General features: G+C 48.2%; 14 protein-coding genes and 1 riboswitch. Of the genes, 4 read left to right on the top strand and 10 right to left on the bottom strand.

What is annotated here, in order from left to right:
• The first annotated feature begins 37 nt into the window (after positions 1–37).
• The gene (locus tag R7V76_RS03050) at positions 38–1831 is read left to right on the top strand and encodes a carbon starvation CstA family protein (protein WP_131503255.1); all 1794 of its coding nucleotides are present in this window, start codon (positions 38–40) and stop codon (positions 1829–1831) included.
• Between the two features lie 53 nt (positions 1832–1884).
• Here R7V76_RS03050 and R7V76_RS03045 read toward each other — a convergent pair whose 3' ends face one another.
• The 8 genes from R7V76_RS03045 to pta form a co-directional block, all read right to left on the bottom strand.
• The gene (locus R7V76_RS03045; RefSeq protein WP_318091219.1) at positions 1885–2328 is read right to left on the bottom strand and encodes a GDYXXLXY domain-containing protein; all 444 of its coding nucleotides are present in this window, start codon (positions 2326–2328) and stop codon (positions 1885–1887) included.
• A complete protein-coding gene (locus R7V76_RS03040; protein WP_290829157.1) occupies positions 2325–3518 on the bottom strand; it encodes a DUF2157 domain-containing protein in 1194 nt (397 codons plus the stop codon). The genes R7V76_RS03045 and R7V76_RS03040 overlap by 4 nt, the downstream gene beginning before the upstream one ends.
• A gap of 153 nt (positions 3519–3671) precedes the next feature.
• A complete protein-coding gene (locus R7V76_RS03035) occupies positions 3672–5651 on the bottom strand; it encodes a methyl-accepting chemotaxis protein (protein WP_318091218.1) in 1980 nt (659 codons plus the stop codon).
• A 131-nt stretch (positions 5652–5782) separates the two neighbouring features.
• Entirely contained in the window at positions 5783–6082 is a 300-nt protein-coding gene (locus R7V76_RS03030; protein ID WP_214766639.1) for a rhodanese-like domain-containing protein, read from the bottom strand.
• A 92-nt stretch (positions 6083–6174) separates the two neighbouring features.
• Entirely contained in the window at positions 6175–7551 is a 1377-nt protein-coding gene (locus tag R7V76_RS03025; RefSeq protein WP_318091217.1) for an amino acid permease, read from the bottom strand.
• A 223-nt stretch (positions 7552–7774) separates the two neighbouring features.
• Positions 7775–9082: a nucleobase:cation symporter-2 family protein gene (locus R7V76_RS03020; RefSeq protein ID WP_318091216.1), complete on the bottom strand. Its 1308-nt coding sequence runs from the start codon at positions 9080–9082 to the stop codon at positions 7775–7777.
• Positions 9079–9663: a xanthine phosphoribosyltransferase gene (locus tag R7V76_RS03015; protein ID WP_012369130.1), complete on the bottom strand. Its 585-nt coding sequence runs from the start codon at positions 9661–9663 to the stop codon at positions 9079–9081. The genes R7V76_RS03020 and R7V76_RS03015 overlap by 4 nt, the downstream gene beginning before the upstream one ends.
• 74 nt (positions 9664–9737) lie before the next feature.
• Positions 9738–9837: riboswitch (purine riboswitch) on the bottom strand.
• Positions 9838–9903: 66 nt separating this feature from the next.
• The gene (pta, locus tag R7V76_RS03010) at positions 9904–10890 is read right to left on the bottom strand and encodes a phosphate acetyltransferase (RefSeq protein ID WP_440137037.1); all 987 of its coding nucleotides are present in this window, start codon (positions 10888–10890) and stop codon (positions 9904–9906) included.
• A 345-nt stretch (positions 10891–11235) separates the two neighbouring features.
• Between pta and hemQ the strand changes: the two genes are divergently transcribed.
• Both hemQ and R7V76_RS03000 read left to right on the top strand, forming a co-directional pair.
• The gene (hemQ, locus tag R7V76_RS03005) at positions 11236–12012 is read left to right on the top strand and encodes a hydrogen peroxide-dependent heme synthase (protein ID WP_318091215.1); all 777 of its coding nucleotides are present in this window, start codon (positions 11236–11238) and stop codon (positions 12010–12012) included.
• A gap of 93 nt (positions 12013–12105) precedes the next feature.
• Positions 12106–12255 (top strand): hypothetical protein, encoded by a 150-nt coding sequence (locus R7V76_RS03000; protein WP_012369127.1) that lies wholly within the window; start codon positions 12106–12108, stop codon positions 12253–12255.
• A gap of 140 nt (positions 12256–12395) precedes the next feature.
• Here the strand turns inward: R7V76_RS03000 and R7V76_RS02995 are convergent, their stop codons facing one another.
• Together R7V76_RS02995 and R7V76_RS02990 are read right to left on the bottom strand one after the other, a co-directional pair.
• Positions 12396–12764, bottom strand: a complete 369-nt coding sequence (locus R7V76_RS02995) for a DUF423 domain-containing protein (RefSeq protein WP_012369126.1) — start codon at positions 12762–12764, stop codon at positions 12396–12398.
• Positions 12761–13372 (bottom strand): trimeric intracellular cation channel family protein, encoded by a 612-nt coding sequence (locus R7V76_RS02990; protein ID WP_012369125.1) that lies wholly within the window; start codon positions 13370–13372, stop codon positions 12761–12763. Before R7V76_RS02990 ends, R7V76_RS02995 begins: the two co-directional genes overlap by 4 nt.
• Before the next feature lie 166 nt (positions 13373–13538).
• Between R7V76_RS02990 and R7V76_RS02985 the strand changes: the two genes are divergently transcribed.
• Positions 13539–15167 (top strand): ABC1 kinase family protein, encoded by a 1629-nt coding sequence (locus R7V76_RS02985; RefSeq protein ID WP_318091214.1) that lies wholly within the window; start codon positions 13539–13541, stop codon positions 15165–15167.
• Positions 15168–15297: the final 130 nt, after the last annotated feature.

Genomic DNA, 15297 nt, shown 5'->3' with positions numbered 1-15297 from the left:
ACACTTTTCTCATACCAGTTTATGAGGAGGTCCACGCATGAGCGCTACACCTATTGTTATTGCCGTCATTTGTATTTTATTAATCGTTTATCGTCTCTATGGCACATTCATGGCTGTCAAAGTCTTAAAAATTAAAGAGGACCGGGAAACACCGGCCCATAAGTTTGCGGACGGAAAAGATTACGTCCCGACCAACAAATGGGTTTCGTTCGGTCACCACTTTGCAGCAATCGCCGCTGCCGGTCCGCTCGTCGGTCCTGTCCTTGCCGCTCAGTTCGGTTATTTACCGGGACTGTTATGGCTCTTGATCGGTGCTGTCATCGGTGGTGCCGTCCACGATATGGTCGTTTTGTTCGCTTCCATGCGTCAGGATGGGCAGTCGTTATCGGAAGTCGCTAAAAAAGAGCTCGGGCCGGTTGCCGGTTTTTGTGCCGGTCTCGCTATGCTCTTCATCATCACGATTACGATGGCCGGACTTTCAATGGTCGTCCTCCATGCTTTGGAACATAATCCATGGGGCACGTTCGCTGTCTTCTCGACCATTCCGATTGCCATGGGTGTCGGTATCTATTTACGAAAAGGCGGCAATCTCGCCTTGGCTTCCGTCGTCGGTTTCCTATTGATTCTTGCTGCAATCGGTTTCGGTCCCCAGTTGACTGACACGTTCATCGGAACATGGTTCGACCTGTCGTCCCGTCAACTCGCGATTGCGTTACCGATCTATGCTTTCTTCGCTGCGGCACTGCCGGTCTGGTTGTTGCTTGCACCGCGTGATTACTTATCCAGCTTCATGAAAATCGGTGTATTCTTTGCCTTGATCGTCGGTGTATTCATCATTAATCCGGATATCCGTTTCCCGGCGTTCACGAAATTCGTCAACGGTGGCGGTCCGATCATTGCCGGTCCGGTCTGGCCGTTCATCTCGATCACGATTGCCTGTGGCGCGATTTCCGGTTTCCACGCTTTCGTCGGTTCGGGAACGACACCGAAGATGATCAACCGGTGGAGCGATATCAAACCGGTCGCCTTTGGTGCGATGCTTGTTGAGTGTCTCGTCGCTGTCATGGCGTTGATTGCTGCAACGTCACTCGAAGTCGGAGATTACTTCGCCATCAATTCGACACCGGAAGTCTTTGCGACACTCGGTATGAGCACCGTTTACCTTGATGAATTATCACGGGAAATCGGACTCGATCTCGCCGGACGAACCGGTGGAGCCGTTTCACTGGCCGTCGGTATGACGTTCATCTTCCGGGCTATCCCCTGGTTCCGTGAAATTGCCGGCTTCTTCTTCCAGTTCGTCATTCTTTTCGAAGCGGTCTTCATCCTGACGGCGATTGATGCCGGAACACGCGTTGCCCGCTACTTGATTCAAGATTTCTTCGGAGAATTCTACAAACCGTTAAAACGGGTCGACTGGATCCCGGGTGCGATTTTCGCCAGTGCGCTTGGTACGTTCTTCTGGGGATACCTGCTCTTCTCCGGCGACATCGGTTCGATTTGGGCCTTGTTCGGTGTCTCCAATCAGTTGATGGCGTCGATCGGCTTAATTATCGGAACGACAATCATCCTGAAGATTGCCGACAAAAAAGTGTATGCCTTGACGACATTCATTCCGCTTGTCTACTTGCTTGTAACAGTGACGTTCGCTGATATCTGGATGGTCGCCAATGTCTATGCGAATCCGGCTTCTGCCGGCTTCAGTATCCTGAATACGATTCTGTCGGTCACGATGGGGATCTTAGCTATCGTCATCACGATTTCAGCGGTCCGGAAATGGATTGAATTGCTCAACTCACCGCGTTGGGAAAAAATTAAAAAATCGGCATAATCAAAACCGCTTGGATCCTACACGGATTTCGTGTGTAGATCCAAGCGATTTTTTTACTTTCGAACACTCAAATCCGTTGCCCGAACCGTACCCCATGGCGAGACATCGGCTTTGACTTCTAATTTTTTTGCATCTTCGTATCCTTTTCCTGTTCCCTGCTCGACATAATACTGATTCAATTGAGGAATCGTGACGTATTTGTCGTAGTAGTCTCCGGCAACGGAACCGAAAAAGCGGTCATTTGAGATCCGGTCAATCTTGGCATAGCCATCAGAACCTGTCGTAAACGTGACGTAGACCAATCCTTTTTTCACAGAGTCGGCCGGTTTCAAATCAGGATATTGCAACATGACATATTCACCATAGACCGGACTGAACGGATCATATGGTTCCGCCCGAAAGCGGTAACTGTCACCGAACCAGGAAATGGAGTAAAAACTGAGGATCACCCCGAGAACGATGATGATTTGCAAAACTGGAAACAGATACCGTTTCATGACGGAACCCCTCCTTCACGGCGTTTTCGAATCCACCACAGGACACCGGCAATCAGGAAGACGAGCAATGCACCAACGAGGAAGAACAACGACATATCGAGGCGGTCCCACGCATAGATAAAGTAAATCGTCAGTTGAACCGCGATGAAGTAGACAAATGGAATCGTCAGACGGCGACCTTGGCGCTCCTGCTCAATCAAATAGACGAAGGCAATGATTTCGACAAGCGCAGCAATCAAGATGGCCTGTTCGTCCAACCAAAGGAATCCGAACAAACCGAGCGGTAAAATCCAAAGTAACGGACGGAATTTTTGGTAAATCAAGTAGCCGATTGCGAGACCGAAAACAGCAAGTGCGACGGCTTCTCCTAAAGGAATGACGGAGTCCGTCGTTTCGGCACGGACCGTTAAATAAACCAGTGAATTGATGGCAGCGACAATCAGATACAGATGGTATAGAAAATGACGATCGCTGTCTTGTTTAACAACGAGTAACAGCGGGACAAGCACGAATAAGGTCCAGATCGGCCAAAGGACACCGTCGTAAGAGACAAGGGCAAACAACTCAAGTCCCGACAGATAAAGAAATAACCAACTGAGAATCAGGGACGGGAAGGACTGGCTGAAATAGAACCAGGCAAGCGATACGATCACGACGAGGACAATCGATGTCCAGTCGAGAAACGTGGCATACTCCGTTCCAAATCCGCCGACTCCGGTAAAGATATTCAAACCTGAGATGAAGGCAACAATCGCATAGGCCGGATGACGCCACGTAAAGAAATGGGCGAGCGCGGCGAGGAAGACGACCCAACCGATAAACGAACCTTGCATGGACATATGAAAACTCTGGACGGTGACGATGAGCGCTCCGGCAAAGGCAACCAGTCCAAGAATCCGAAAAGCAACCGGATTCCAAATCGTCCGCCGTTCCGATACATCGGCCAACACATAACAACTGACCATGATGACCAACACTAAACCAATTTTAATGAGGGCAGGAATCGCTTGCCAATTGGCAGCCAAGAAACTGAGCAAAGCTAACCCGACAAAGGTCAATCCGACAATCAACAACAACGGCACACGTTTCTTTTTTTGACGGTGACCTTCATACGCTTTAATCCGGTCGACTGTCTCTGCATCAATCAAACCCGCCTGTTGCCACTCCATTAATTTCGTCTGTCGTGCCATCACCAACACCTCCCGATTACAAGCTGCCAGTCTACACTTGTATTTTCCCGTTTCTTATTTTATTCAAGCAACATTCATTAGAAATCTGGTTGAAGATCGCGTCTTTTTCCAAAAAAGACGACCATCCTCGAAAGAGGACGGTCGTTTTTAAAATCATATTTTGAATCGTGATACGAGGACTTGCAATTCTTCCGCCATATCAGACAAGGTTTTAGCCGATTGTGAAATATCTTCCATCGAGCCAAGCTGTTCTTCCGTCGTCGCTGCGACGCGCTCGGATGCTGCAGAATTTTCATCTGCGATATGAGCGATTTCCGTTGCGGATGCCGAGACTTCCTGGACGTTGGCAGCAATCTCTTCGACCGTTGCCGTGACATCTTCGATCCGCGGTGTCATTTCTTGGGTCCGCAACATGATTTGTTTGAAACGAACGGCTGAATCTTCCGTCGTTTCGAGTCCCGCTTTCGTATGATGCGAAACTTCTTTCATCAGGAAGACCGAACGTTCCGTTTCCTGTTTGATGTTTTGAATCAGATGGGAGATCTGTTTCGTCGATTCCTGCGACTGTTCCGCAAGCTTCCGCACCTCACTGGCAACGACGGCAAACCCTTTTCCGTTCTCACCCGCCCGTGCCGCTTCAATCGCCGCATTTAAGGCCAGTAAATTCGTCTGGGTCGCAATGCCGTTGATGACATCAACAATTTTCCCGATTTCGTTCGAACGATGGGCCAGCGACTGGATGACCTCACCAAAGTTCTCGACCGATGAATCGATTGCTTTCATCTGTTCGACGTTTTTTGTGACCGCGGCCGTTCCGTCTTCTGCTTCTGAAGCGGTCGCGCGTGATAGTTCCGACACATTCGTCGAGCTCTCGGCAATCCGCATGACACCCGATGTGATGGCTTGCAGCGAAACCGCATTCCCGTCGAGCTGGCGTTTCGATTGACCGGCTCCGGCCGCCATTTCCTGAATCGAGCCGGCAATTTGTTCCGAAGCTGCCGTCGTTTGTGCGGCATTCGCCATCAGTTCCTCGGAAGAAGCCGCGACCTGACCGATTGATTGATCAAGATTTGAGATGATCCCGCGCAGTGACAGAATCATCGTGTTAAAGCTTTCCGCGACTTTTCCGATTTCGTCGTTCGATTCGACGACGACTTCTTCCGTTAAGTCACCTTCCTGAATCCGCTCCGCACTTTTCGTCAAGCGGTTCAGCGGGCTGACGATCGAACGCAGGATAAAGAACAGCAGGAGTCCAGCCAGGAGAAACGTACCGGCAATGACACCTAATGTCGTCCATAAAATACTGGCTGTTTCGTCCGTGATTTCACGGTCGTACAACGTACCGGCGACTTTCCAGCCGGTCAGACCGTTCGTCATGAAGTCCATCTGTTTGTCTTCATCTTCAAATAAGTAAGAGAAGCGTCCTTCTTTCCCGGCATAAAGAGGTCCGACCCAGTTGCCAGTTGCTGTTTCACCCGGTTTTAACGTCGGATGAGTGACGAACTTTTTCTTTGAATCTAAAATCGTGACATATCCTTCTTTCCCGATTTTGATTTTTTTCGCGATGTCTGCAATCCGGTCGACATCAACGTCGATGGCAATGACACCCCGTCCATTTCCACCCGTTTGTGAGAGTGTGACCATCATCTTGCCCGATGCTGCGTCCACGTATGGATCCGTGATGACCACTTTTCCACTGGCGTCTTCGGCTGCTTTGTACCATGGACGTTCACGCGGATCATAATCATCCGGCATCGACTGCTCAGGATAAATCGTCATCTCGCCTGACGTCGTCGCATAATAAATATTGGCCGCTTGCGGATGCGTATCTAAGTATTCGGTCATTTTTTCTTTTAAGTCGAGATTCTGTTTGCCTGATTGGTATAACGTTCCGTCAATCCGGTCCGCAAAAAAGGCGACATCTCGGCGCATCGGATCGATGATATTCATGATTTCATCATTCATCCGATCGACACCGGCATGAGCCGACTGTAAAATTTCATTCGTGATTTTTTGTTTGGCCTGGCTGTAAGAAACAAAACCGATCAATAAAGAAGGAATCAATAATAAGAGCATCGATGTCAGGATCAACTTTTGTTTAATACTCAACGTGCGTTTTTTCTTCTGTTCCATATCCAACTCCCATTCTCGAGCTACGTACTCGCCGTTCTAGTTTCTTTATCGGTTAAAATGTATACTTTTTCACAGAAAATCAAAAAAAAGAAGCAGATCCGTTTAGGAATCCGCTTCCAATTTTTCAGCAATTACGCTTCTTGATCGCCTTTCCAGTTCATCATCCCGCCTTCGACGTTGATGACGTCATAGCCGTACTGTTCGAGGAACCGTCCGACGTTTTCGCTCCGGCCGCCTGCTTTACAAATCAGATAGTACGTTTCGCCTTCCTGCAACTCGGTATACCTTTCTCCGATTTCAGACATCGGCATAAAGCGGACATTCGGAATATGACCGGCATCGTATTCGTCCTGTTCCCGGACGTCTACGACGTGTAATGCTTCACCCGCTTCAAGCTTTTCTTGCAGTTCATCGACATGAATCGTTTTCATAATAATCCTCCTCTTATTTCATCTGTGTCCAGTGTAGCAAAACTGACGTCGAAACAGAACAAAAGAGACCAGCCGAAGCTGATCTCCAGTTCTTATTCTCCTGATGCCTGATCCAGCGGTTCACGCTTTTGTTTATGCATTCCCCGTGCATAATACACAGCAATCAAAATCACGTACCAAAGCGGTCCGACAATCAGTGCAATCCGTGTTCCGGCATCAAATGCCATCAGGACGATGACACCTGCGAGTGCGGCTAACGCAAGATAGTTCGCAATCGGGAAGAACGGGACTGCAAATTCAGCCGTTCCGTGTACTTTACGTGCCCGCATCTGAGCAATCAAAATCATCGCCCATGTCCAAACGGCTCCGAACGTCGCGATACTTGTGACGATTGCAAAGACATCGTCCGGCAAGAAGTAGTTGAGTGCAACACCAACCAGCAACGCTACGCCAGAAAGAATCGTTGCGAGTGCCGGGACACCATTTTTAGAAATCTTCGCAAAACGTTTCGGTGCTTCCTGATTTTGTGACAGGTTCATCATCATCCGGGCTGTCGAGAAGATTCCGGAGTTACATGAGGATAAGGCCGCCGTCAAGACGACGAAGTTAATGATTCCGGCAGCTGCCGGAATGCCTAGTGAATCAAATAATAAGACGAATGGACTGCTGTTATTTTGTCCGACTTGATCCCATGGATAAATCGAAAGAATGACGAACAGAGCACCGATGTAGAAGACTAAAATTCGTAAGAAAACATTGTTGACCGCTTTACGGATTGTTTTCTTCGGATTTTTCGCTTCACCTGCTGTGACCCCAATCACTTCAATCCCTAAGAAGGCAAACATGACCATTTGCATCGCAAGTAGAACACCGCCGAACCCGTTCGGCAGGAATCCGCCATGTGACCAAAGATTTGAAATCCCGACCGGCGTACCGCCGTTCCCGAACCCGATGACAATCGTCAGCGTCCCAAGAATGATCATTGCGACGATGGCAACGATTTTGATTAATGCAAACCAGAATTCGAATTCCCCGTAAAACTTAACGGCAATGAAGTTGATGCTCGTCATCAAAATCAGTGCACCAAGCGCCCACATCCAAGTGGGTGAATTCGGGAACCATTCCTGCATATAAATCCCGACGGCCGTAATTTCGGCCATACATGTGAAAATCCAGAGCAACCAATAATTCCACCCTGTCAGGAAACCAGCAAGCGGGCTGACATATTTTCGGGCATACTCGGCAAAGCTGCCTGATACCGGTTCACGGACTGCGAGTTCCCCAAGAGCCCGCATGATAATGAAGATAATGAGACCACCGATTAAGTACCCGATCAGTATTCCTGGTCCAGCTAATTGAATCGCTTTTGCGGATCCGAGGAACAGTCCGACACCGATCGCCGCCCCCAGCGACATCAGTGTAATGTGACGTTCTTCTAATCCCCGATTCAGTTCTGTCTGTTGTTTCATCTGTACGACGTCCTTCCCGTCTCTGTTTGTTTCTTAGCAGTTCCCCTAACCGCTACGTTGTCAGTATAAAGAAATTGTGTCCGTTTTGTAAACGTTTTCAAGAGATATTTTCTCCGAATCCCACATACTCGAAATATTCTGATTTATGTAACGGTACATAAAAGGAGCAACCACCTATACCGAATAGTATACATGACTGCTCCTTTCATAAGGGTTACAAATCTTATTCAACCTTTGCCAAAGGTGTTTTTCTCATCGCTGTCTTCTTTTCCGTCAAACGGAACAACCCGTTTAACAGCAGGGCTGTTACCGATCCTGCGACAATCGGACTATCTGTCAGGACACGGACCTGATCCGGAAGTGACGCGACAATCGCCGGATTCATGCTGATGCCGAGTCCGACACCAAGTGCAAGCGCGACCGTGATCACATTATCGTTTTTAGCAAAATCAACACGGGATAAAATCCGGATTCCGCTCGCTGCGACCGTTCCGAACATCACGAGCATCGCTCCGCCGAGAACCGGTTTCGGAATCAGTGTCGTAAAGGTTGCGACTTTCGGCAAGAAACCGAGCATGATCAAAAAGAATCCGGCAAAGACGATGACTTTCCGTGTTTTGACACCCGTCAACTGGACAAGACCGACGTTTTGACTGTACGTCGTATATGGGAAACTATTGAAGATTCCGCCGATGATCGTTGCGGCTCCTTCCGCCCGGTACCCACGGGCTAAATCTTTATCCGTCAGTTTTTTGTCGGTGATTTCTCCGAGCGTCAAGAAGACGCCTGTTGATTCGACCATCGAAACGAGTCCGACCAGCGTCATCGTCAGAATGGCTGTAGCATTAAAGGTCGGGACACCAAAATAAAATGGTGTCACCATTTGGAACCAGGATGCTTCAGCGACCGGGCTGAAATCAATCATTCCCATTCCGAATGCAACGAGCGTTCCGATCAGGACGGCAATCAGCACAGCTGCCGCTTTTGAAAAAACCGTTCCGTAACGGTTAAAGACTAAAATCAGGACAATGGTCAGTCCGGCAAGTGCCAAGTACCGCATATCACCAAAATCCTTCGCGCCTTGTCCGCCGCCGATATCATTAATCGCCGCCGGAATTAACGAAATGCCGATGATCGTCACGACAGAACCGAGCACGACCGGCGGAAACAAAATCGCAATCCGGCTGAACCAACCGGAAATCACGAAGATAATTAAACCGCTGGCAATCAACGCACCGTAAATGGCCGTGATGCCCTGCAAACTGCCAATCGCAATCATCGGACCGACAGCTGTAAATGTACAGCCGAGGACGACCGGTAAACCAACACCGGTATATTTCGTCACGAACACTTGCAACAATGTCGCTACTCCACACATAAATAAATCAATCGCAACGAGATACGCCAGTTCTTCACCGGATAACCCGATTGCACTGCCGACAATCAGCGGAACAATCGCGGCTCCCGTGTACATCGCGAGTACATGTTGCAGACCTAGACTCGCCGCTTTGACGTTCGATAACGTCTTCATACTGTCACCGGGTCGACGAATGTCGCCTCTCCTGCTTCGAGCTTTTTAATACGGGCAAGCGATTCAACACGGAATCCGGCATCCAGCAATTTCTGACGTCCCGGTTGGAATGATTTTTCAATGACGATACCGAAGCCTGCGACTTCTGCTCCGGCCTGTTCGACGAGTTTTGCTAATCCGAACGCCGCTTCCCCGTTTGCGAGGAAGTCATCGATGATCAGGACGCGTTCTCCGGCCTGTAAATATTGTTCTGCGACCGTAATCGTACTCGTCTGTTGTTTCGTAAACGAATAGACTTCTGCTGAAATCGTTCCTTCGTTTAACGTTAACGACTTCGTTTTCCGGGCATAGACCATCGGGACACCAAGACGAAGCGCGGTCATCATCGCCGGTGCGATGCCACCTGCTTCAATCGTCAAGATCCGCGTAATACCGGCATCTTTGAAACGGTCCATAAATTCATAGGCAATTTCCCACATCAAGGTCGGATCGACCTGGTGGTTTAAAAAGGAATCGACTTTTAATACTTGATCCGATAAGACTAATCCTTCTTGTTTAATCATTTCTTCCAAACGTTTCATAACTGATTTCTCCTTTTTGAACGAAAAAAAACGTACAGTCGCTACCCGGGGGCAGCCACTGTACGCTAAAAAGAGAGCAGTAACTCACCACCCGTAGTCGGATCGTTACGGCGATCCGGTAGAGACTCGTGGGCCAATCCCCACTATTATACGAGCGTTGCTATACGTTTATTCGTTGATGCGTGATGTGTTCCATTTTACGGAGTTCACTGAAAAAGTAAAGTCTTTTTCGAAAATGGATTACGCTTGGCGTTCTTCGACAGCTTGTGCCGCTGTAATGATCGCAAGTTTGTAGACGTCTTCTTCGTTACATCCGCGCGACAAATCGTTGACCGGTTTGTTGAGTCCTTGCAGAATTGGTCCGATTGCTTCAAAACCGCCAAGACGCTGGGCAATCTTATAGCCGATGTTTCCAGACTCAAGGCTTGGGAAAATAAAGACGTTTGCTTGACCGGCAACATCTGATTCCGGCGCTTTTGATTTTGCGACACTCGGGACGAATGCTGCGTCAAATTGTAATTCACCGTCGATTGAGAGTTCAGGTGCACGTTCTTTTGCCAAACGTGTTGCTTCGACAACGCGCTCTGTTTCCGGTGATTTCGCTGAACCTTTTGTCGAGAAGCTGAGCAACGCAACTTTCGGATCGATTCCGAATGTTTTTGCCGTTTTCGCAGACGCGATTGCATTTTCAGCTAAATCGTTAGCGTCCGGTGCGATGTTGATTGCACAGTCGGCGAACACATACTGCTCGTCGTCACGAACCATGATGAAGACACCTGATGTCTTTTTATAGCCTTCTTGCATTTTGATGATTTGAAGTGCCGGACGAACCGTATCACCTGTTGCGTGCATCGCACCGGAAACTAGACCTTCTGCTTTTCCTGTGTGGACGAGCATCGTACCAAACGTGTTGACGTCTTTCAGGATGAGGGCGCGGGCTTGTTCTTCCGTTGCTTTTCCTTTACGACGCTCAACGAATGAAGCAACGAGTTCTTCGATTCCTTCATATGAAGCCGGATCAATCGTTTCAAGATCTGCAACATCAATGTTGTTTGCTGAAGCTGTCTCTTCGATTTGACCGCGTGGTCCGATGACGATCGGTGTAACTAAACCGTCTTTTTTCAAACGTATAGCTGCACCGAGAACACGTGCATCGATTCCTTCAGGGAAAACGATCGTCGGCTGGTGGGCTTTGACTTTTGTCTCAAGCATTTCGAATAATTGCATGATATTAGCTCCTTTTGTGGCGAATAAGTGTCGGTTTTTGTTGTTGTTCCATTCCATTGTTCATTATACACAGTTCTGTTTCGTTGTTAAAACAATTTGCAAAAAAGTGTGTTTTCTATTCTTATACCTGACTTTTTGAATACTATTACAGTATCTTTTTTAATATAGTACAGGGAAAAACAGAACCTCTTTATCACACCCTTTTACCTCATACCCCCCTTTCCGTTTTTGTATGTCGGGTCCGCTCCAAAAACGAACCCGTTTTCTTACGGGGAAACCAAAAAGATATGGTAAGATTGAACATGGATTAACACGTTCACCATTACAGATTCAGGAGGTTTTCATATGCAACATCAATCATCCGAACCAACCGTTACGCAACAAGCCGCCGAAACACTCGATGGCTGGTATACATTCCACGATTTCCGCCGGATTGACTGGTCCCGTCTGAAACAAGTCGAAGCTTCTGTTCGAACAAAGATGGTACAGGAGTTCCAGGCATTCTTAGGAGAACTTGCACAAGTCGAAGATCAAAAAGAAGGCAGTCATGCCCTCTATACGATCATCGGTCAAAAAGCGGATCTCGTTTTGATGGTTCTGCGTCCGACAATGGAAGAGATTCAAGACGTTGAAGTGAAGATGCAGAAGCTTGATTTATACGACTATCTGATCCCGACGTATTCCTATGTGTCTGTCGTCGAACTCGGTACGTATCGCGGTTCAGGAGAAGGTAACCCGTATGAAAACCCGTACGTCCGCGACCGTCTTTATCCGATCCTGCCGAAATCGAAACACATTTGCTTCTATCCAATGAGCAAGTCGCGCCGCGACGGAGACAACTGGTACACGCTTTCGATGGAAAAACGGAAAGAACTGATGTACCGTCACGGAATGATCGGTCGGAGCTACGCCGGCAAGATTCAGCAGATCATCGGCGGATCAACCGGATTCGACGACTGGGAATGGGGCGTCACGCTGTTCGCAAATGATATTCTTCAGTTCAAGAAAATCGTTTACGAAATGCGTTTTGACGAAGTCAGTGCCAAATACGGTGAGTTTGGTGAGTTCTTCATCGGGAACCGCCTCGAAACAACGGATCTCGAAGCACATTTCGCACTTTAATCTGCTAAATCACGTTTCATAGGAAAACCCTACGGGAATATACTCTTTGCGGCCACAAAAACTGTCAGATTTGTACCTGAAGGAGGAATTACCATGGGGAATGCTATGAACCGATCAACGCGATCGCGTGAATTGCAATTCGCTGTGCTTTCAAAAGAGCTAAAGCCAGTCGCGGAACGCGTACTGGATCGCTATGAGCAAGCATTATCGAAGCTAAATAAAACACAACCTGCCAAGCGCTGAAGCTATTGCTTTTGTCGCTCTATCGTACCGGTAAACAGATCAAACTCTGTTTACCGGTTTTTTGCGTCCATCAAAAAAGAACCTATCCGTTTCACGTTTCTCTGGTCGAGTCGCGTGAAGCGAGTAGATTCTTATTGTTTTTACAGCCCTTTATAAGCCCCGATTGCAACAAAAATCCAGGCTGCAATGAACAGGACGCCACCGATCGGCGTCACAGCCCCAAGTTTCGTCACACCTGTCAGTGCCATGACGTACAGGCTGCCTGAGAAGAAAACGATTCCGGCAAGCATCAGCCAACCGGCCAATGAGAACTGAGAAATCGATACTTTCAATAACATTCCGCCGAGTGCTAGGATTCCGAGCGAGTGAACCATTTGATACAAGACACCCGTCTGCCAGTTCGCAAGCATCCGTTCCGATAACATATCTTTTAAGGCATGTGCACCGAATGCTCCCAGTGCCACGGCGAGCATCATCGACAATGCTCCGATCATGATGAAAATTTTCATTCCTTATCTCCCCCTAAGCGTCGTGCTGGTAAATTCCATTCATAATAATAGGATAGCATACGTAAAATCGTGATCAGACCGAGTAATGTGAACAAATGGAGTGGATTCGTCAATTCAAACCGGTCGATCACGAGTGCCGCCATGACGGCCCACATCGCATAGATTTCTTTATGCAAGACAAGCGGTTTCCGTCCGGCGAGTAGATCGCGGATGACACCGCCGCCGACTCCTGTCAGAACGGCTGCCGAGATGGTTGCCGATAACGGTAATCCTTTAGCGGAAGCCATCAGCGCACCTTGAATCGCAAAGGCGGATAAACCGAGTGCATCAGCGAGCACCCCCCACCGTGTCCAGTGCGGTAAAAATAATTGCGGTAAAATGAAGATCAGCAATGCGACTAAAATCGCAATTAAGAACAGTCCGCCTTGCGACCAGAGCGCAGAAACCGGGACACCAATCAACAGGTTGCGGATGGCACCGCCGCCGAAGGCCGTGATTAAAGCAAGCAGCCAAACTCCAAACAAATCATACTTTTCTTCCATCGCGACAATCGCGCCACTCATCGCAAACGCCACCGTGCCGATGATATTTAACAAGTCCCAGGACATACGCACATTTCACCTTTCCCATTAGAAATTCCAATACTTACTATACGCTCTTTTTCGATTCCGGCAAGCTTATTTTTTCTGTCACCGATTCGACCGTTTGCAAGTGTCGTTTTTAGGTAAAGTAACCTATACTGAAACAAACTGTACAGGAAGCGTAGGTGGAGGTATGAAACGTTGGGCGCTTTATCGGATTTTCATCATCGTAACGATGTTCGCTCGTTACATCTGGACGATTTATCGATTCACCCGGAAGAACCGACCCGGTACGAATAATGAAGAATTTGAGCGCATCATGATTACGATTGCGCGTGACTATAAGAAAAAAGCCCTTCGTCTCGAAGGACTCCTCATTAAACTCGGTCAGTTCCTGTCGATTCGGGCCGACCTGTTTCCTCCATCCGTCTTAATGGAGCTGACGGAACTTGTCGATAAAGTCCCGTCAAGCAAACTCGGTGAATCCCGGAAAATCATTGAAGAGGACTGGGGAACGCCGATTGAAGATATCGTCGATGATATTTCCCCCCGACCGATTGCTTCTGCCTCGATTGGTGAAGTCTACAGCGCAACCCTGAAATCCAATGGGCGCAAAGTAGCGATTAAAGTGCAACGTCCGAACATCGAACAAATCATCAAAACCGATTTCCGGGCGATGCGACTCGTCATTGCAATGCTCCGCCGGACGTCACTCAATAAATCAACCGATTTACAGAGTCTGTACCGTCAAATGGTCTTCGTCATCGGAGATGAGCTGAACTATCGAACAGAATTAAAAAACGGTCTCTACTTCAAAAAAATGTACGAAACGAATCCGGTCATCTATATTCCGGATTACTTTGAAGAACATTGTACGAACCGCGTCCTTGTCATGGAATGGATTGAAGGAACCCGCATCACGGATCTTGATTATTTAGCGGAACATAACATCGACCGTGATGAACTGGCCCGAAACCTGTTCCTGAATGCCGGCGAACAATTGTTGTTCGGTGGGAAATTCCACGCCGACCCTCACCCAGGTAACGTCCTTGTTCAAAGTGACGGCCGGATCGTCCTGCTCGACTTCGGGATGATCGGTGCGACGACGGCTGATGACATGCGCGCGATCCAGCGGATTCTGCAGTCGTTCGTGACGCTCGACTACGATGCTATCGTCGACGGTCTGGAAGATCTGCGCTTTTTACTGCCAAATGCCAACAAACAAAATATCCGGCAAGCGATTGAAAAAGCCGTTACCTTCTACCTTGAAAGTGACATGGAAAACGTCGATACGAAATTGATTGAAAAAGTATTATCCGATATTGAATTACTGGTCAGAAACGAACCGATCCAACTTCCGGCAGAGTTTGCCTTTTTCGGCCGGGCAGCCTCAACGATTCTCGGAATTCTGCAAATCTTATCACCTAAAATCAATTTGCTCGAACTTGCTAAGCCGATGGTCCGGAGATGGCTCGATGAAGAAGGGAAAAATCAGAACCGCTACTTACAAATCGCCGGTTCCTACGGAGCCCGATTACTGGCTTTCCCCCGCCTCGTCAACGATGCCTTGAGCGAACCGACCCGGTGGCGACTGTTTGAACAACAGAAGTTTTCCCGCGTCGCTAACATGGAATCGCTGAAAATCCGTCAATGGACCAGTTCCCTCGTCGGAATCGTCAGCCTCCCGGTCAGTTACACCGGCTACTTCCTTGCTCATTACGATTTGATGGGCATTTCGCTCGCCATTGCCGTCGTTGCTTTATGGAACGGTCGACGCATCGGACGGCAAATTGTCCGGATTGCCGACGAACCGTTTAAATAATGACTGAAACGTCCTCTTGAGAGGACGTTTTTTTATTTTGAAATAATGTTTTTTCGTTCTTCTATGTTTTTCAGATCTGTTCCCGGGGTACATCTTCAAGTAGATAGAAAGAAATTTAAAAGAGGTGAAA

Origin of the sequence: Exiguobacterium artemiae, assembly GCF_033342815.1 — a bacterium.
Taxonomy (GTDB): Bacteria; Bacillota; Bacilli; order Exiguobacteriales; family Exiguobacteriaceae; genus Exiguobacterium_A; species Exiguobacterium_A artemiae_A.
This window is presented reverse-complemented; position numbering and strand designations above follow the sequence as displayed.